Annotated in this window: 19 protein-coding genes; 10 read left to right on the top strand and 9 right to left on the bottom strand. The window is 58.3% G+C overall.

The features are described 5' to 3' along the window. The first annotated feature begins 20 nt into the window (after positions 1-20). The 5 genes from trpE to ACVWYU_RS03620 all read left to right on the top strand — a co-directional run bounded on the left by trpE (position 21) and on the right by ACVWYU_RS03620 (position 4,948). Positions 21-1,502: an anthranilate synthase component I gene (gene trpE, locus ACVWYU_RS03600; RefSeq protein WP_247258124.1), complete on the top strand. Its 1,482-nt coding sequence runs from the start codon at positions 21-23 to the stop codon at positions 1,500-1,502. Between the two features lie 113 nt (positions 1,503-1,615). Further along, positions 1,616-2,209, top strand: a complete 594-nt coding sequence (locus tag ACVWYU_RS03605) for an aminodeoxychorismate/anthranilate synthase component II (protein ID WP_090325683.1) — start codon at positions 1,616-1,618, stop codon at positions 2,207-2,209. A 9-nt stretch (positions 2,210-2,218) separates the two neighbouring features. Beyond that, positions 2,219-3,268 (top strand): anthranilate phosphoribosyltransferase, encoded by a 1,050-nt coding sequence (gene trpD, locus ACVWYU_RS03610; RefSeq protein WP_247258125.1) that lies wholly within the window; start codon positions 2,219-2,221, stop codon positions 3,266-3,268. Beyond that, the gene (gene trpC / locus ACVWYU_RS03615) at positions 3,265-4,101 is read left to right on the top strand and encodes an indole-3-glycerol phosphate synthase TrpC (RefSeq protein ID WP_390957405.1); all 837 of its coding nucleotides are present in this window, start codon (positions 3,265-3,267) and stop codon (positions 4,099-4,101) included. Before trpD ends, trpC begins: the two co-directional genes overlap by 4 nt. A gap of 145 nt (positions 4,102-4,246) precedes the next feature. Continuing rightward, entirely contained in the window at positions 4,247-4,948 is a 702-nt protein-coding gene (locus tag ACVWYU_RS03620) for a lipoate--protein ligase family protein (protein ID WP_457371904.1), read from the top strand. Here the strand turns inward: ACVWYU_RS03620 and crp are convergent. After that, positions 4,945-5,589, bottom strand: a complete 645-nt coding sequence (gene crp / locus ACVWYU_RS03625; protein ID WP_247258128.1) for a cAMP-activated global transcriptional regulator CRP — start codon at positions 5,587-5,589, stop codon at positions 4,945-4,947. The two genes, ACVWYU_RS03620 and crp, sit on opposite strands and share 4 nt — an antisense overlap. 229 nt (positions 5,590-5,818) lie before the next feature. On the opposite strand from crp, the gene ACVWYU_RS03630 reads away from it, so the two are divergent. Together ACVWYU_RS03630 and speD are read left to right on the top strand one after the other, a co-directional pair. Further along, the gene (locus tag ACVWYU_RS03630) at positions 5,819-6,241 is read left to right on the top strand and encodes an OsmC family protein (protein ID WP_008061600.1); all 423 of its coding nucleotides are present in this window, start codon (positions 5,819-5,821) and stop codon (positions 6,239-6,241) included. A 237-nt stretch (positions 6,242-6,478) separates the two neighbouring features. Next, positions 6,479-7,273 (top strand): adenosylmethionine decarboxylase, encoded by a 795-nt coding sequence (speD, locus tag ACVWYU_RS03635; protein WP_247258129.1) that lies wholly within the window; start codon positions 6,479-6,481, stop codon positions 7,271-7,273. A gap of 81 nt (positions 7,274-7,354) precedes the next feature. On the opposite strand, the gene coq7 is transcribed toward speD, so the two are convergent. The 6 genes from coq7 to hemJ form a co-directional block, all read right to left on the bottom strand. After that, positions 7,355-8,002, bottom strand: a complete 648-nt coding sequence (gene coq7 / locus ACVWYU_RS03640; protein ID WP_090325671.1) for a 2-polyprenyl-3-methyl-6-methoxy-1,4-benzoquinone monooxygenase — start codon at positions 8,000-8,002, stop codon at positions 7,355-7,357. A gap of 208 nt (positions 8,003-8,210) precedes the next feature. Beyond that, a complete protein-coding gene (locus tag ACVWYU_RS03645) occupies positions 8,211-8,549 on the bottom strand; it encodes a histidine triad nucleotide-binding protein (protein WP_047534088.1) in 339 nt (112 codons plus the stop codon). An 81-nt stretch (positions 8,550-8,630) separates the two neighbouring features. Further along, positions 8,631-9,419 (bottom strand): SDR family NAD(P)-dependent oxidoreductase, encoded by a 789-nt coding sequence (locus ACVWYU_RS03650; RefSeq protein ID WP_090325668.1) that lies wholly within the window; start codon positions 9,417-9,419, stop codon positions 8,631-8,633. A gap of 61 nt (positions 9,420-9,480) precedes the next feature. Then, on the bottom strand, positions 9,481-10,431 hold the full coding sequence (locus ACVWYU_RS03655; protein ID WP_457371905.1) for a DUF805 domain-containing protein: 951 nt from the start codon (positions 10,429-10,431) through the stop codon (positions 9,481-9,483). 74 nt (positions 10,432-10,505) lie between these two features. Then, on the bottom strand, positions 10,506-11,474 hold the full coding sequence (locus ACVWYU_RS03660) for an NAD(P)H-dependent flavin oxidoreductase (protein WP_390957402.1): 969 nt from the start codon (positions 11,472-11,474) through the stop codon (positions 10,506-10,508). Between the two features lie 33 nt (positions 11,475-11,507). Beyond that, positions 11,508-11,939 (bottom strand): protoporphyrinogen oxidase HemJ, encoded by a 432-nt coding sequence (gene hemJ, locus ACVWYU_RS03665; protein ID WP_090325662.1) that lies wholly within the window; start codon positions 11,937-11,939, stop codon positions 11,508-11,510. 135 nt (positions 11,940-12,074) lie between these two features. Here hemJ and argC point away from each other — a divergent pair, with 135 nt between their 5' ends. Both argC and erpA read left to right on the top strand, forming a co-directional pair. Further along, entirely contained in the window at positions 12,075-13,109 is a 1,035-nt protein-coding gene (argC, locus tag ACVWYU_RS03670) for an N-acetyl-gamma-glutamyl-phosphate reductase (protein WP_247258132.1), read from the top strand. A gap of 168 nt (positions 13,110-13,277) precedes the next feature. Beyond that, positions 13,278-13,628, top strand: coding sequence for an iron-sulfur cluster insertion protein ErpA (gene erpA, locus ACVWYU_RS03675; RefSeq protein WP_007906865.1), 351 nt, complete (start codon positions 13,278-13,280; stop codon positions 13,626-13,628). Between the two features lie 66 nt (positions 13,629-13,694). On the opposite strand, the gene ACVWYU_RS03680 is transcribed toward erpA, so the two are convergent. Further along, positions 13,695-14,786 (bottom strand): anhydro-N-acetylmuramic acid kinase, encoded by a 1,092-nt coding sequence (locus ACVWYU_RS03680; protein ID WP_457371906.1) that lies wholly within the window; start codon positions 14,784-14,786, stop codon positions 13,695-13,697. 3 nt (positions 14,787-14,789) lie between these two features. Then, positions 14,790-16,220, bottom strand: a complete 1,431-nt coding sequence (locus tag ACVWYU_RS03685) for a peptidoglycan DD-metalloendopeptidase family protein (protein ID WP_247258134.1) — start codon at positions 16,218-16,220, stop codon at positions 14,790-14,792. A 213-nt stretch (positions 16,221-16,433) separates the two neighbouring features. On the opposite strand from ACVWYU_RS03685, the gene tyrS reads away from it, so the two are divergent. Then, a complete protein-coding gene (gene tyrS, locus ACVWYU_RS03690; RefSeq protein ID WP_457371907.1) occupies positions 16,434-17,633 on the top strand; it encodes a tyrosine--tRNA ligase in 1,200 nt (399 codons plus the stop codon). The last annotated feature ends 267 nt before the right edge of the window (positions 17,634-17,900 follow it).

Genomic DNA, 17,900 nt, shown 5'->3' on the forward strand with positions numbered 1-17,900 from the left:
CTCAAACCACGAGGCACATCATGATCCGCGAAGAATTCCTGCGTTTGGCCGCTGCCGGCTACAACCGCATCCCGCTTGCCTGCGAAACCCTGGCCGACTTCGACACGCCGCTGTCGATCTACCTGAAACTGGCCGACGAGCCTAATTCTTACCTGCTGGAATCGGTACAGGGCGGCGAAAAGTGGGGCCGTTACTCGATCATCGGCCTGCCGTGCCGCACCGTGCTGCGGGTTCACGACCATCACGTCAGCGTGACCGTCGATGGCGTGGAGACTGAAAGCCACGACGTGGAAGACCCGCTGGCCTTCGTCGAAACCTTCAAGGCCCGCTACAACGTACCGACCATCGCCGGTCTGCCGCGTTTCAACGGCGGCCTGGTGGGTTACTTCGGCTACGACTGCGTACGTTATGTGGAAAAGCGTTTGGGCAAATGCCCGAACCCGGATCCGCTGGGCGTGCCGGACATTCTGCTGATGGTCTCCGACGCGGTGGTGGTGTTCGACAACCTCGCCGGCAAGATGCACGCCATCGTCCTGGCCGACCCGGCACAGGAACACGCCTTCGAGCAAGGTCGCGCACGCCTGGAAGAACTGCTGGAAAAACTGCGTCAGCCGATCACTCCACGCCGTGGCCTGGACTTCAGTAAGCAACAAGCGGCCGATCCGGTGTTCCGCTCCAGCTTTACCCAGGACGATTACGAAAAAGCCGTCGACACCATCAAGGAATACATCCTGGCTGGCGACTGCATGCAGGTTGTGCCGTCCCAGCGCATGTCGATCGATTTCAAGGCCGCCCCCATCGACCTGTACCGCGCGCTGCGCTGCTTCAACCCGACGCCTTACATGTACTTCTTCAACTTCGGCGACTTCCACGTCGTCGGAAGTTCGCCGGAAGTGCTGGTGCGGGTCGAAGACAACCTGATCACGGTGCGCCCGATTGCCGGCACCCGTCCGCGTGGGGCGACCGAAGAGGCCGATCTGGCGCTGGAAAAAGATCTGCTGTCCGACGACAAGGAAATTGCCGAGCACTTGATGTTGATTGATCTGGGTCGTAACGACACCGGTCGGGTCTCGGAAATCGGTTCGGTGAAACTCACCGAGAAAATGGTCATCGAGCGTTATTCCAACGTGATGCACATCGTGTCCAACGTCACCGGGCAATTGAAGGCCGGGCTGACGGCGATGGACGCATTGCGGGCAATCCTGCCGGCGGGCACCTTGTCGGGCGCTCCGAAGATTCGAGCGATGGAAATCATCGACGAGTTGGAGCCCGTCAAGCGCGGCGTCTACGGCGGCGCCGTCGGCTATTTCGCCTGGAACGGCAACATGGACACCGCCATTGCAATTCGCACGGCGGTGATCAAGAACGGCGAGCTGCATGTGCAGGCCGGTGGCGGCATCGTCGCCGACTCGGTGCCGGCGCTGGAATGGGAAGAAACCCTGAACAAGCGCCGCGCGATGTTCCGCGCCGTTGCCCTGGCTGAACAAACTCCAGAAAGCTGACCCATGGACGGACCCGTATGCCGGCCGCCTCGACTGATCGAGCGCAGGCCGCAACGGGTGGTTCATCCGAAAGCTGCATTAGAAGTCAGTGAATTCAAGAGGTTCTTAACGCCATGTTGCTGATGATCGATAACTACGACTCTTTTACTTACAACGTTGTGCAATACCTGGGTGAGCTGGGCGCCGAGGTCAAAGTCGTGCGCAACGATGAACTCACCATTGCTGAAATCGAAGCCCTCAACCCGGAGCGCATCGTGGTGTCTCCCGGTCCGTGCACGCCGACCGAAGCCGGCATCTCGATTGAAGCGATCAAGTATTTCGCCGGCAAACTGCCGATTCTCGGTGTGTGCCTGGGCCATCAGTCCATCGGCCAGGCCTTTGGCGGCGATGTGGTCCGTGCCCGCCAGGTCATGCACGGCAAGACCAGCCCGGTTTTCCACGAAGACAAAGGTGTCTTCGAAGGCCTGAACCGCCCGTTGACGGTCACGCGCTATCATTCATTGATCGTCAAGCGTGAAACCCTGCCTGATTGCCTGGAGTTGACGGCCTGGACCCAGCTCGAAGACGGTTCGGTGGACGAGATCATGGGCCTGCGTCACAAGACCCTGAACATCGAAGGCGTGCAGTTTCACCCTGAATCGATCCTCACCGAGCAGGGTCACGAGCTGTTCGCGAACTTCCTCAAACAAACTGGCGGCACGCGCTAAGGACTTTTCATGAATATCAAGACAGCCCTGAGCCGTATCGTCGAGCAGCTCGACCTCAGCACCGAGGAAATGCGCGATGTGATGCGCGAAATCATGACCGGGCAATGCACGGACGCGCAGATCGGCGCGTTCATGATGGCCATGCGCATGAAGAGCGAAAGCATCGATGAAATCGTCGGTGCCGTGTCGGTCATGCGTGAGCTGGCGGACAAGGTCGAACTCAAGACCCTCGACGGTGTCGTCGATGTGGTCGGTACCGGCGGTGACGGTGCCAACATCTTCAACGTGTCGACCGCTTCGGCCTTTGTGGTCTCGGCGGCCGGCTGCACTGTGGCCAAACACGGTAACCGCGCGGTTTCGGGTAAAAGCGGCAGTGCCGATTTGCTGGAAGCCGCCGGTATCTACCTGAACCTGACCCCGGTTCAAGTGGCGCGCTGCATCGATAACGTCGGCATCGGCTTCATGTTTGCCCAGACTCACCACAGTGCCATGAAGCATGCCGCTGGCCCGCGCCGCGAACTCGGCCTGCGCACCCTGTTCAACATGCTCGGCCCGCTTACGAATCCGGCCGGTGTGAAACATCAGGTGGTGGGCGTTTTCACCCAGGCCCTGTGCCGGCCATTGGCCGAAGTCTTGCAGCGTCTGGGCAGCAAGCATGTGCTGGTGGTGCATTCGAAGGACGGTCTGGACGAATTCAGCCTGGCTGCGCCTACTTATGTGGCCGAACTCAAGGATGACCAGATCACCGAGTATTGGGTCGAGCCGGAAGATTTGGGCATGAAGAGCCAGAGCCTGCATGGCCTGGCGGTGGAAAGCCCGGCGGCGTCCCTTGAGCTGATTCGCGATGCCTTGGGCAAGCGCAAGACCGAAAACGGTCAGAAGGCCGCTGAGATGATCATGCTCAATGCCGGTGCAGCGTTGTACGCCGCCGACCATGCCAGCAGTTTGAAAGAGGGTGTCGCCTTGGCGCACGATGCGCTGCACACCGGCCTCGCTCGGGAAAAACTCGAGGAGCTGGGTGCCTTTACCGCGGTATTCAAAGTGGAGAATGAGGGATGAGTGTACCGACGGTTCTGGAAAAGATTCTGGCACGCAAGGTTGAGGAAGTTGCCGAGCGCAGCGCTCGCGTAAGCCTCGCCGAGCTGGAAAACCTGGCCAAGGCGGCCGATGCACCCCGTGGTTTTGCCAAGGCTTTGCTGGCTCAAGCCAAGTTGAAGCAACCGGCAGTCATTGCTGAAATCAAAAAAGCGTCGCCGAGCAAAGGTGTGATCCGCGAGAACTTCGTTCCCGCCGCCATTGCCAGGAGCTACGAGAAAGGCGGCGCCACCTGTCTGTCGGTGCTCACCGATATCGACTACTTCCAGGGCGCTGATGAGTACCTGCAGCAGGCGCGTGCCGCGTGCAAACTGCCGGTTATCCGCAAGGACTTCATGATTGATCCGTACCAGATCGTTGAAGCCCGGGCTTTGGGCGCGGACTGCGTGCTATTGATCGTCTCCGCTTTGGACGACGTGAAAATGGCCGAGCTGGCGTCGGTGGCGAAAAGCGTCGGCCTCGATGTGCTGGTGGAAGTCCACGACGGCGACGAGTTGGACCGGGCCCTGAAAATCCTCGACACGCCGCTGGTTGGCGTGAACAACCGTAACCTGCACACCTTTGACGTCAGCCTGGAAACCACCCTCGACCTGTTGCCGCGGATCCCGCGCGATCGTCTGGTGATCACCGAAAGCGGCATCCTCAACCGTGCCGATGTCGAGTTGATGGAAATCAGCGACGTTTATGCGTTCCTGGTCGGCGAAGCATTCATGCGCGCCGAAAGCCCGGGCACCGAACTGCAGCGCCTGTTCTTCCCTGAGCGTGGCATTCCTGTCAGTGGTTCTACACTCGACTGATCACCCGCAGATCGAATCGAACCTTTCGCGGGCGGGCTCGCTCCCACATTGAATCTCTGATGTTGGCAGAAACTTTGTGGAAGCGAGCCTGCTAGCGATGGCGGCATAAGACGCGCCACAGACTTTGTGTCCTACGGAATACCTTATGACCTCACCTGTTTCCCTGACCATTGAAGCCGGCCTGCAAGCCGAACAGGATTTGCTGGCGTCGGTTTGTGCCGGCGATGCGGAGTTCGGCCTGCTGTTCTGGCAACCGAGCGATCGCGCATTGGTCATGCCGCGCCGCTTGAATCGTCTGCTTGGTTTCGAGCACGCCTGCGAAGTCTCCGCCGCTGCCGGCTGGCCAGTGCTGTTACGTGAAACCGGCGGTGAGCCGGTGCCGCAATCGGCGTCGACGATCAACATTGCGCTGGTCTACGCACCGCCACGCAGCGAGGGGGATTTGAATCGCATCGAATCCGGTTACCGGCGCTTGTGTGATCCGATCTGTCAGTTGCTCGATGAGCTGGGCGGCACTTCGTCGCTGGGCGAAATCGAAGGCGCGTTCTGCGATGGCCGTTTCAACGTGAACCTTGATGGACGCAAGATGGTCGGTACTGCCCAACGCTGGCGCCAGAGCCAGGGTGGCCAGCGCCCGGTAGGGCTGGTGCACGGTGCAATGCTGTTGGATGACGAGCGTGAGTCGATGGTCGCGGCGGTCAATCGCTTCAACGCGGCATGCGGTCTGGATCAGCGAGTGCGCGCTGAAAGCCACATCGCCCTGCACGAGAAGTTCTCGGCACCCGACGCGTTGGAACGTCTCGATGAACGCTATCGGTTGATGCTGGCGCGGATGTTCAGCGCTTAGCGGGTACCGAAGACCACCATGGTCTTGCCTTTGACGTCCACCAGGTTGCGTTCTTCCAGGTCCTTGAGCACGCGGCCGACCATTTCCCGTGAGCAACCAACAATCCGTCCGATTTCCTGACGGGTCACTTTGATCTGCATACCGTCCGGATGGGTCATCGCGTCCGGCTGCTTGCACAGTTCGAGAAGGCAGCGCGCAACGCGTCCTGTCACGTCGAAGAACGCCAGGTCACCGACTTTGCGCGTGGTGTTACGCAGGCGTTGTGCGATTTGTCCGCTTAACACGTAAAGAATGTCTGGGTCCTGCTGGGACAATTCACGAAATTTTGCGTAGCTGATTTCCGCGACTTCACATTCGACCTTGGCACGCACCCAGGCACTGCGCTCCTGTTCCAGGCCTGCTTGTTCAAACAGGCCCAGCTCCCCGAAAAAGTCCCCGCTGTTCAGGTAGGCGATGATCATTTCCCGGCCGTCATCGTCCTCGATCAGGATGGTGACCGAGCCTTTGATAATGAAAAACAGTGTGTCCGAGCGGTCACCGGCACAAATGATGTTGCTCTTGGCCTGATAGCGACGACGCTGGCAATGCATCAACAGCTTGTCGAGGTTTTTGATCTTGGGGGTTGGGGCAATAGCAACCATGGTTGTATCCCGAAAAGACAGCACGGTGTGTTTGGTTTTTTTATGAAACGCGAAAGCCGCGGCAAGCTGGCTATGCGCCAGCGAATTGGCGCCAGCTTAACAGACACGTCTTGCAATATTCGAGAATTTACCTACAGCGCTGGAGGTTATGTCCTAGGAAGGCGAGCGCTGTCAATCACGGGGCCTGTGCTAAGCTGGCGACCCTTTTTTATACAGTGGAGTCTTGGCGATGAAGGCACGCATCCAATGGGCTGGCGAAGCCATGTTCCTCGGCGAATCCGGTAGCGGTCATGTCGTGGTCATGGACGGTCCGCCCGATGCTGGCGGACGTAACCTGGGTGTCCGGCCGATGGAAATGCTCCTGCTGGGTGTCGGCGGTTGCAGCAATTTCGACGTGGTCAGCATCCTCAAGAAATCCCGCCAGGCGGTCGAAAGCTGCGAAGCTTTCCTCGAGGCTGAGCGTGCGACTGAAGATCCGAAGGTTTTCACCAAGATCCACATGCACTTCGTGGTAAAGGGCCGCGGGCTGAAAGAAGCTCAGGTCAAGCGTGCCATTGAGCTGTCTGCCGAGAAATATTGCTCGGCCTCGATCATGCTCGGTGCGGCCGGTGTCGAGATCACCCACGACTACGAAATCATCGAGCTCGGTTGAATCGACATTCAACTATCATAAAAGCCGTGCAGACTCTGCTGATGCCAAGCCGACGTCTGCATGATGCGCCAATTTTTTCAGGGCAGTGGCCGGTCCAGCGACAGGCCGCTTACCCGAACAGACAACCCAAATCGCCATTGCAAAGAGGTGTCAACCGTCCTACGCAGCTGCGTCGTTCGCATCTGACGGGCATGCTTGATCACGCGGCCGGGCCGCATACATAGAGAGTTCTTAACGGTGAAAAGCAAACTCAAGCTCCACGGGTTCAATAACCTGACAAAGACCTTGAGCTTCAACATCTATGACATCTGCTACGCGGAAACCCCGCAAGACCAGCAGGCCTACGTTGAGTACATCAATAAAGAGTACAACGCCAAGCGCCTGACGCAGATCCTCACAGAAGTTGTCGATATCATTGGTGCCAACATCCTGAACATCGCCAGTCAGGACTATGAGCCGCAGGGCGCCAGTGTCACGATTCTCATCTCCGAAGAACCGGTGACCCCGACTGACAGCCAGATCGAAGAGTCGCCGGGCCCGCTGCCCGAAATTATCCTGGCCCACCTCGACAAGAGCCACATCACGGTGCACACCTATCCGGAAATCCATCCGGTCGACGGCATTGCAACCTTCCGTGTGGATATCGACGTGTCGACATGCGGGGTCATTTCACCGCTAAAAGCGCTCAACTTCCTGATTCACCAGTTCGATTCGGATATCGTGACAGTGGATTACCGTGTGCGTGGTTTCACCCGCGACGTTGAAGGCAAAAAGCACTTCATCGACCACGAGATCAATTCGATTCAGAACTACCTTTCCAAAGACACTCGCGATGCGTATCAGATGACTGACGTGAACGTGTATCAGGAAAACCTGTTCCACACCAAAATGCTGCTGAAGAACTTCGAACTGGATAACTACCTGTTCGGTGATGCGACCAGCAGCTTGTCCTCTGAGCAACGTGCGCAGGTGACCGAGCGTGTGAAACACGAAATGCTCGAAATCTTCTACGCGCGCAATATGTCGAGCTAAGACCATCGAGCACAAAAAAAGGCGACTTCCTTGCGGCAGTCGCCTTTTTTATTGCTGGCGCGGGCTCCTGTAATAAAGGAGTCAGATCCGGTAAGTGCTCTTGGTCATGACCTTGGCCAGCAGACTCATCCCGAATTTCACGGGTGCCGGAAAGCGGAAACCGCCCGCTTCCCGTGCGCTCTCGGCATGCTGCTCTTCATCAAGACGCATTTGCTCGAGAATTGCCCGGGACTTTTCATCCTCGGCCGGCAGTTGCTCAAGGTGTTCATTCAAGTGCTTGCACACCTGATCTTCAGTCGCTGCAACGAACCCCAGGCTGACTTTGTCGCTGATCAACCCGGCGACCGCACCAATCCCGAACGACATGCCGTAAAACAGTGGGTTGAGAATGCTGGTGTGGCTGCCCAGCTGATGAATGCGCTGTTCGCACCAGACCAGGTGGTCGATTTCTTCTTCGGCGGCATGCTCCATGGCCTCACGCACCTTCGGCAGCTTGGCGGTCAGGGCCTGACCCTGGTACAGCGCCTGGGCGCAAACTTCACCGGTGTGGTTGATACGCATCAGGCCGGCGACGTGCCGGGTGTCCTCGTCGCTCATCTTCGCATCCGGCTGCACGATGGCAGGCGACGGACGGTACGGCTGACCACTGAAGGGCAGCAAAGTACGCATCGCGGCATCGGCTTGCAGCAGAAGGCGGTCAATTGGCGAGTAGTGACGTTGGGTAGTCATGCTGACCTCCGGGGGGAATCTCGGCGGCCAGTTTAACTCAATCGGCCGGGGAAGGTTTGCGCTGGGTCAGTGTGGGGCTGGGGTTGTGACAATGCTGTGATGCCTCTGTGGGAGCGAGCCTGCTCGCGAAGAGGCGCTGACATCCAACGACTGTATTGGCTGCCACTGCGGCTTCGCGAGCAAGCTCGCTCCTGCAGGTTTTACGAAATCAGCCCGGCGGCCAGTGCATCTGGCGCTGACCCAGCACATGCATGTGAATGTGATAGACGGTCTGGCCACCCAGTTCATTGCAGTTCATGACGACGCGGAAGCCGTCTTCGCAACCCAGTTCCTTGGCCAGGCGCTGGGCTGTGAACAGGATATGCCCGGCCAATGCCTTGTCGTCCTCGGTCAGGTCGTTCAGGGTGCGCACCGGTTTTTTCGGGATCACCAGAAAATGCACGGGTGCCTGTGGGGCGATGTCGTGGAAGGCCAGTACCTGGTCGTCCTCGTAAATGATCTTCGCCGGGATTTCCCGGTTGATGATCTTGGTGAACAGAGTATCCACAGCTGTTTTCTCCGTTGTTTGGGCTGGCCTGAGTGTACTCATGGGGTGTGTCCGAGCCCAGCCTTTTACCTGTCAGGTCGATCAGCGTGGGCAGTGAGCCTTGATGACCATGCCAGCGATTGTTCGGGTCAACCACCGCGAGCCGAAGCGGGGCAGGGCGGCGAGCCAGCGGTTGCGGCGTCCCGGAATGATGATTGCGCGATTTTTTTCCAGGGCCCGCACGGTATAGAGCGCGACTTCTTCCGGGCTCATCAGCAGTTTGCTCTTGGCCAGTTTGTCGGTGTTGAGTTGTGCGGTGCGGAAAAAGCCCGTGCGCGTCGGGCCAGGGCAGAGCACGGACACGTTGACCGCGCATTTTTTCAGCTCGACACGCAGGCCTTCGGAAAAATGCAGCACGTAAGCCTTGCTGGCGTAGTAAGTGCTCATCCAGGGACCGGGCTGGAACGCCGCAAGCGAGGCAACATTCAGAATCTGTCCACCGCCCTGCAGCGCCATACTGTTACCGATGGCGTGGCACAGGCGGGTCAGCGCCAGAATGTTCACTTCGATCAGGTCCTGCTCGGTCATCCAGTCCTGGGCCAGGAACGGGCCGCAAGTGCCGATACCGGCACAATTGACCAGCAAATCGATCTGCCGGTCGCCTTCCTCCAGTTCCAGCAGGAACCCCGACAGGCGCAACGGTTCGCCCAGGTCACAGGCGCGGAACAATACTTCCACACCAAAACGTTGGGTCAGTTCAATCGCAATACTTTCCAGCTGATCACGCTGGCGGGCAACCAGAATCAGGCTGCGGCCACGCCGGGCCAGCGCTTCGGCCATCGCCAGGCCGATGCCGCTGGAAGCGCCAGTGATCAGAGCGTAACGGGTCATGCAGTTCTCCATCGCAACAGCTCCGCGCCGCGACGCAGGTGTCATGGGCGGGGAGCGCTGTTCATTCTTGCGCAGAGTCTACAGGGGGCAGGGCTTGTTCGGCTGCATCGTCGGTGGAATTTGGTGTCGGTTCGACCTCGATGTCGATCTCGTCGGTGGTGATCGTGCCGCTTTGGTAGCTGCTTTCGAGGGTGTTTTCGTATGCATCCTGAATGGCCGAGATACCGCCCGCCAATGCTCCGACGATCATCAGGGCAATCAATACGAGCCATAACGACGACAGTACCTTGACCGCCGTGCTGTTGGGCGGTGGAGGTGCGCCGTAACGGTTGGTCATGCTGGTTCCCGGTAAAGCCACCAGCAACAGCGGAAAGAAACTGCCCACGAACGGTACAAGGTTCAGCAACCAGAGCCAGCCTGACCAGCCGATATCGTGCAGGCGTTGAATGCTGATCAGGACGCTGGCGATCAGGAACACCACGCCCAGGATGAAAGCCAGAATGCCGCCCATGATCAGGCCGGCGGTCGAATCGGTGCTGACGAGTGCCAGACCGATCAGGGCAAATACGCTGGCCACAGTCATCGCCAGCAGGCACAGCACCATGGACCATGCGAGAAACCGCAGGCGTCCGATGCGTCCTTCGACGCCGAATGGCTTGAGCGGCGCGTACTCGGGCACGGGCTCAGCGACCTCAGCCTGCGGCGGAGTGTAGGGGGAGTCGGGTTCTGTTACTGCGCCGACGTGGTCACGGACTTCGGAGAGATTCAGTTCGATCGCCGGTTCTGGCTCGAGGCGGGCATCTATGCCGGCATTCTTCAGGGCTTGCAGGTAGGCCTGCGCGTCAATCTGTGACAGATCACGTTTGAGTGCGACGGGTTGACCGCTGAACAGGCGCTCGATGGCGGCAACCTCGCTTTTGTAAAGTGCGGCGAGATTGAGTTTGGCGGTGTTGATATCAACACCTGGCAGTAGCGTGCCGTCAAAGACGATCTTGAAACGGTTGTCGCTCATTGCCGAGGCATCCTTGTCGCGAGTGTTTTAAGGGTGATGTGCAGGGCCAGCCAAGGGAGGATGGCCCGGTTTTTTCAGCGTGGCCAGCGTCTGGGCAGTTGTGCGGCCTGTTCCAGTGCCTTGCGATACTCCGCGTCGAGCCGCGCCACCAATTGGTCAACGCTGGGTAAATCATCGATTCCCCCCACGCCCTGGCCTGCGGACCATACGGTTTTCCAGGCTTTGGCTTCATCGCTGATCGGCTTGAGCTTGGAGCCGAAGTTGACCTCACCCTTGTTTTGCAGCGCTGCCATGTCAAACCCGGCGGCTTCCAGGCTTTGGCGCATGAAGCTCGCCGGTACACCCGACACGGCTGGAGTATGGATGATGTCTGCCGCCTTGGACGACAGCAGCATTTCCTTGTAGGCGTCAGGCGCATGGCTTTCGGCAGTGCCGATAAATCGCGTGCCGAAGTAGGCCAGATCCGCACCGAGCAATTGGGCGGCGAGGATTTCGTGCCCATGGTTCAGGCATCCGGCCAACAACAATGTCTTGTCGAAGAATTGTCGGATCTCGGCGATCAGAGAGAACGGGCTCCAGGTTCCGGCATGCCCACCGGCACCGGCGGCCACGGCGATCAACCCATCCACGCCAGCCTCGGCGGCTTTTTCGGCATGGCGGCGCGTCGTCACGTCATGGAATACCAGGCCGCCGTAACTGTGCACGGCGTCAACCACTTCTTTCACTGCGCCGAGGCTGGTGATCACAATCGGCACTTGGTGTTCGATGCAGATCGCCAGATCCGCCTGCAGTCGCGGATTGCTGTTGTGCACGATGAGGTTCACCGCGTAGGGCGCGGGACTTTCCAACGCTGCCAGCCCGGCTTCGATCTCTTCCAGCCAGGCTTTGAAGCCGCTGCTCTCGCGCTGATTCAGCGCAGGAAAACTGCCCACTACCCCGTTGCGGCAGCAGGCGAGCACCAGTTGCGGATTGGAAATCAGGAACATCGGCGCCACCACCACGGGCAGGCGTAGACGTTGTTCAAGCAGAGCGGGCAGCGACATGGGAAGTACCCCGGTGAGTTGTGCCTGTTGGATTTAGAACGGCCGAACAACGACCAGAATGACGATAGCCAGCAATATCAGAACCGGCACTTCATTGAACCAGCGATAAAAGACATGGCTACGGGTGTTTTCGCCACGGGCAAAGCGCTTCACCTGAGCGCCACACATGTGGTGGTAGCCGATAAGCAGAACCACCAGGGTCAGTTTGGCGTGCATCCAGCCACCCTGGCTGAAATAAGCGCCAGGGTTGAGGCTGATCAGCCAGCCACCGAAAATCAGCGTCGCGATCATCGCCGGGCCCATGATGCCGCGGTAAAGCTTGCGCTCCATGAGGCTGAAGCGTTCCTTGCTGACGGTGTCCTCGCTTTGAGCGTGATAGACGAACAGGCGCGGCAGGTAAAACAGACCGGCAAACCAGCACACGACGCTGATGATGTGAAAAGCTTTGAGCCACAGATAAAGCATTTTTAGTTATTCCCAGATTCACGGTAGCCGGGATAGTAGAGGCTTGAGGCTCCATACGTCACCTTGCCGGTTGTCGCAGGCGCGCCAGGCCCCTATTATCGACGGCTTTCCAGTGGGTTCGTTGAGGGCAGGTTTATGGTCAAGGTCGGTATCGTCGGCGGCACGGGTTACACCGGTGTCGAACTGCTGCGTCTGTTGGCACAGCATCCGCAAGCTGAAGTGGTAGTCATCACTTCCCGATCCGAGGCCGGCCTGGCCGTGGCCGACATGTACCCGAACCTGCGAGGCCACTACGACGGCCTGGCGTTCACCGTTCCGGACATCAAGACCCTGGGTGCCTGCGATGTGGTGTTCTTCGCCACTCCACACGGTGTTGCCCATGCCCTGGCGGGTGAGTTGCTGGCGGCGGGGACCAAGGTCATCGATCTGTCGGCTGACTTCCGTCTGCAAGATGCTGATGAATGGGCCAAGTGGTACGGCCAGCCGCACGGTGCACCGGAGTTGCTGGATGAGGCGGTTTACGGCTTGCCGGAAGTCAATCGTGAGCAGATCAAAAAAGCGCGCCTGATTGCGGTACCGGGTTGCTACCCAACCGCCACGCAACTGGGTTTCCTGCCGTTGCTTGAAGCTGGTCTGGCCGATGCTTCGCGCCTGATCGCCGACTGCAAGTCCGGCGTCAGCGGTGCCGGTCGTGGTGCTGCCGTCGGTTCGTTGTACTCCGAGACATCGGAAAGCATGAAGGCCTACGCCGTCAAAGGTCACCGCCACTTGCCAGAAATTCGCCAGGGGCTGCGGCGTGCTGCAGGCAAGGATGTCGGTCTGACCTTTGTTCCGCATCTGACACCGATGATTCGTGGCATTCACTCCACGCTGTACGCGACTGTGGTGGATCGTTCGGTGGATCTGCAGGCGCTGTTCGAAAAGCGTTATGCCAACGAACCGTTCGTCGACGTAATGCCAGCCGGTAGCCACCCGGAAACCCGTAGCGTGCGTGGCGCCAACGTCTGCCGCATTGCAGTACATCGGCCACAGGACGGTGATCTGGTGGTAGTGCTGTCGGTGATCGACAACCTGGTCAAAGGTGCGTCGGGTCAGGCGGTGCAGAACATGAACATCCTGTTCGGACTGGATGAGCGCCTTGGCCTGTCTCACGCTGGCATGTTGCCGTAAGGTGCTGTAGCACCGAGTAAAAAGGCCCGTTGAACGGGCCTTTTTGCATTCCGGGCTAGCGATTGGATTGGTTGATATACCATAACAATAGTTGACCGCTTTTCTAGGAGAAGCGGATAATGCGCGTCATCACGCATTATGGCGGCGTAACGCCGGGAGATAGTCAGCATGAGCGTCGAATCCTTCACCCCCACGGCTTTGCAATTCACCCACGGTGCCGCGCACAAGGTGAAGAGCCTGGTCGATGAAGAGGGGAATGATCGCTTGAAGCTGCGCGTATTCGTTACGGGCGGCGGTTGTTCAGGTTTTCAGTACGGTTTTACCTTTGATGAAGAAGTGGCCGATGACGACACCATCGTCGAGCGCGAAGGTGTGAGTCTGGTTGTCGATCCGATGAGCTTCCAGTACCTGGCCGGGGCCGAGGTTGATTATCAGGAAGGTCTGGAAGGTTCGCGCTTCGTCATCAAGAACCCCAATGCAACCACAACCTGTGGCTGCGGGTCTTCGTTCTCGATCTGATCAGCACGCTTGCATTACTAAACGCCGCAAAGCCTCAGGGCTCTGCGGCGTTTTGCTGTGGGGCGTTTATGCGGGGTAGATCGCGCCCAATACACGCAAACCGCGGGCACCGGTGACGCTCGGGCGATTGGCTGCGATGCCTTCGAGGCAACAGTGGGCCAGCCAGGCGAAAGCCATGGCTTCCACCCAGTCAGGGTCGACACCGTAAGCCGCAGTACTGCTGACGGTTGAGTCTGGCAGCAGGTTGGCCAATCGGTTCATCAGCGTGGTGTTATGTGCGCCGCCGCCACAGACCAGCAGCTCCTGGGTGTCCGATTGGGCGCTTTGCAGGGATTCGACGATGGTTAGAGCTGTCAGCTCAAGCAGCGTCGCTTGCACGTCTTCGGGAGCGCAGGTTGGCAGCTGTGCCAGGTGCTGCATCAGCCATGGCAAGTTGAACACTTCCCGGCCGGTGCTCTTCGGTCCTTTGGTCAAGAAGAATGGGTCGCTGAGCAGCGCTTTCAATAGCACTGGCTCGACTTTCCCGCTGGCAGCCCATTGGCCGTTCCGGTCGAAATTGTCACCGCGCTGGTGATGAATCCACGCGTCCAGCAGCACATTCCCCGGGCCGCAGTCGAAGCCGGCGACAGGCTTGCCCGGCTCAATCAGGCTGAGGTTGCTGAAGCCGCCGACGTTGAGCACAGCTCGGTTGCCGGTCCGTTCTTCAAACAAGGCTTCGTGGAAGGCCGGCACCAGTGGGGCGCCTTGCCCGCCAGCGGCCACATCACGGCTGCGGAAATCACTGACCACTGTGATGTGTGTCAGCTCCGTCAGCAGGGCCGGATTACCGATCTGTACCGTAAAGCCCCGCGCGGGCTCGTGGCGAATGGTCTGGCCATGGCTGCCAATCGCTCGAATGTCTTGGGGTTTGAGCTGTTCTTGTGCAAGGAGGGCGTGAATGCCCTGCGCTGCGAGCGCCACCCAGTTTTGCTGGGCAATGGCGGAGCGGGCTATCTCGTCGGGTCCGCTGGCGCACAGGCCAAGTAGCTCGGTGCGCAGGGTGTCGGGCATGGGAATGTAGTGCGTGGCGATCAGCCTGATCGTCTGGGTTTGCTCGATCAGCGCAATGTCCAGGCCATCAAGGCTGGTTCCGGACATCACGCCTATATAGAGCGACATGGCTTAACGCTTGCTCGAAGCCAGCATGGTGGCCTTTTCCTGGTCCATGCGCGCCATCAGCGGCTGGCTCTGTGCGAGGAAGCGGGCGCGCTCGGCTTTGGCGATTGGATCAGCCATCGGCAGCTTCTGGCCCAGTGGATCGACGTGAACGCCATTGACCTGGAACTCGTAGTGTAAGTGCGGTCCGGTCGAAAGTCCGGTGGTGCCGATGTAGCCGATGACCTGACCCTGTTTGACGCTGCCACCGGTTTTCACGCCTTTGGCAAAGCCTTGCATGTGGCCATACAACGTCGTGTAGGTGCTTCCGTGCTGAATGATCACGGTGTTGCCATAGCCACCGCGGCGCCCGGCCAGCAATACTTTACCGTCACCAGCCGCCTTGATTGGCGTGCCGCGTGGCGCTGCATAGTCGACGCCTTTGTGGGCGCGAATCTTGTTCAGGATCGGGTGCTTGCGGCCCATGGAAAACTTAGAGCTGATGCGGGCGAAGTCCACCGGGGTACGGATGAACGCCTTGCGCATGCTGTTGCCTTCAGCAGTGTAGTAGCTGCTGTTGCCTTGTTTGTTGGTGTAACGCACAGCCGTGTATGTTTTGCCACGATTGGTGAAGCGCGCGGACAGGATCGGACCGTTGCCAACAGCTTTGCCATTGACGACTTTTTGCTCGTAAATCACATCGAATTCGTCGCCCTGGCGAATGTCTTGGGCGAAGTCGACGTCATAGCCAAATACGCTGGCCATATCCATGGTCAGGCTGTGGGACAGGCCGGCACGAGCAGCGGACTGCGACAGCGAGCTGTTGATCACGCCATGTACGTAGGCGGATCGTACAGTCGGCTTGGCGGTAATGCGGTTGAACGTATAGCCCTTGTTGTTCTTGGTCAGGGTGATGGTTTCGAGGTCGCTGACCTTGCTGTGCAGGTTGTTCAGCTGGCCGTCGGGGCCCAACTCGAATTCGAGTTTCTGTCCGTGCTTGAGCTGACTGAACTGTTTGGCCTGTTTGTCACTGGCCAACACATCATGCACCGATGCGGCTGGAAGGCCGACTTTCGCGAACAGGGTGGAGAGGGTATCGCCCTTGCCGACGATCACTTCCCTGTGGTTGGGTGCCTTCTTTTCTACCGCGGCCGGCGCGGGTGCAGGCGCTGGCGCGGATTGAGCGGTTTCCTGAGTGTCTTCTGCGCTGTTGTCGATCTGCGCAAAAGGGGAAGTAACCGGCTCATTTGTGGCTTGAACGGCTTCGGTAGCGTCTTGTTCTTGTGTCAGTTGTTCAGCAGGACTTTCCAGTTCAAGACTCAGGGTCGTCTTTTTGGCTTCAACATCACTGGAAGGGAATACCAGAAGCGCCAGGCTCAGGAGGGCGGCAATGCCACTCGCTGCGAGCAGATGGGTTTTCGGGTAAAGCGGTGGCGCTTTAGACGATTCTTTGGTCATAAGTGATTTTTTGACTTTGAAAAAGATGAATTGGAAAAGATGAATGACATGATGAAGATGAAATAACTGTATAAAATATAACCAAATCATCTCTGAAGCAAGTCTGCGGACGCTCTGTTCGTGGATTGGCGTCCGTGCGCCGGGCAAACCTTGTATTTGACGCGCGATCTTGTATGGTTGGGTCCCTTTGAATCTGAGCCTTGCGGGTCTGTTATGAAGTCGGTTGAAGAGCAGCTAGCGCTGATCAAACGTGGTGCGGAAGAACTGTTGGTCGAGTCCGAGCTGATTGAAAAGCTCAAGCGCGGCCAGCCGCTGCGTATTAAGGCAGGCTTCGATCCGACTGCGCCGGATTTGCACCTGGGGCATACCGTGCTTATTAATAAGCTGCGCCAGTTCCAGGAGTTGGGTCACCAGGTGATCTTCCTGATTGGCGATTTCACCGGGATGATCGGTGATCCCAGCGGCAAGAGCGCCACGCGTCCCCCGCTGAGCCGTGAGCAGGTGCTCGAAAACGCCGAGACCTACAAGACCCAGGTCTTCAAGATTCTTGATCCGGCTAAAACCGAGGTGGCATTCAACTCCACGTGGATGGACAAGATGGGGCCGGCCGACTTCATTCGCCTGACTTCGCAGTACACCGTAGCTCGCATGCTCGAGCGCGATGACTTCGACAAGCGATACACGACCAATCAGCCAATCGCCATTCACGAGTTCCTCTATCCACTGGTTCAGGGTTACGACTCGGTTGCCTTGCGTGCGGATGTCGAACTGGGCGGTACCGACCAGAAGTTCAACCTGTTGATGGGGCGCGAGCTGCAGCGTAGTTACGGTCAGGAGGCTCAATGCATTCTGACCATGCCGTTGCTTGAAGGTCTGGATGGCGTAAAGAAGATGTCCAAGTCGTTGGGCAATTACGTGGGTATCCAGGAGGCGCCGGGTGTCATGTACGGCAAGCTGGTCTCCATTCCGGATGCGCTGATGTGGCGTTACTTTGAGCTGCTTAGCTTCCGCTCCATGGATGAGATCAATGCTTTCCGCGCTGATGTAGAGGCGGGCGCTAATCCGCGTGATATCAAGATCAAGTTGGCGGAAGAGATTGTTGCGCGCTTCCATGGTGAGGAGGCTGCGGCCAATGCTCATCGCGCAGCCGGCAACCGTATGAAAGATGGTGAGCTGCCTGACGATCTGCCGGAGATCGAGTTAACTGCAGCTGAGGATATGCCGATCGCTGCCGTCCTCAATAAGGCAGGTCTGGTGAAGAACTCGGCGGTCGCTCGGGATCTGCTCGGCTCTGGTGGTGTGCGTATCGATGGCGAGGTTGTTGATCGCACCTTTATATACGCGCTGGGTGCAACCCATGTTTGCCAGGCGGGAAAGAAGGCATTTGCGCGAATTACGCTCAAATCCGAATAAACCTTAAATAAGGGGTTGACGGCGAATTTTAGAAGCCTATAATTCGCCCCACTTCCGGCGCAGTCGAAACGGAAAACTCCTTGATAAACAATGAGTTACGCAGTTTTCGGCAGCAGGTTGCTTCAGGTCATCGAAGCGCGAAGGAAGTTGAAAAAGAGGTGTTGACAGCAGCGAGTAACGCTGTAGAATTCGCCTCCCGCTGACGAGAGATCGAAAGCGCAAGTGGTTGAAGTTGTTAAGGATTCCTTGAAAACTTCTGAAAATAAT

It is taken from the genome of Pseudomonas sp. TE12234 (assembly GCF_054061835.1).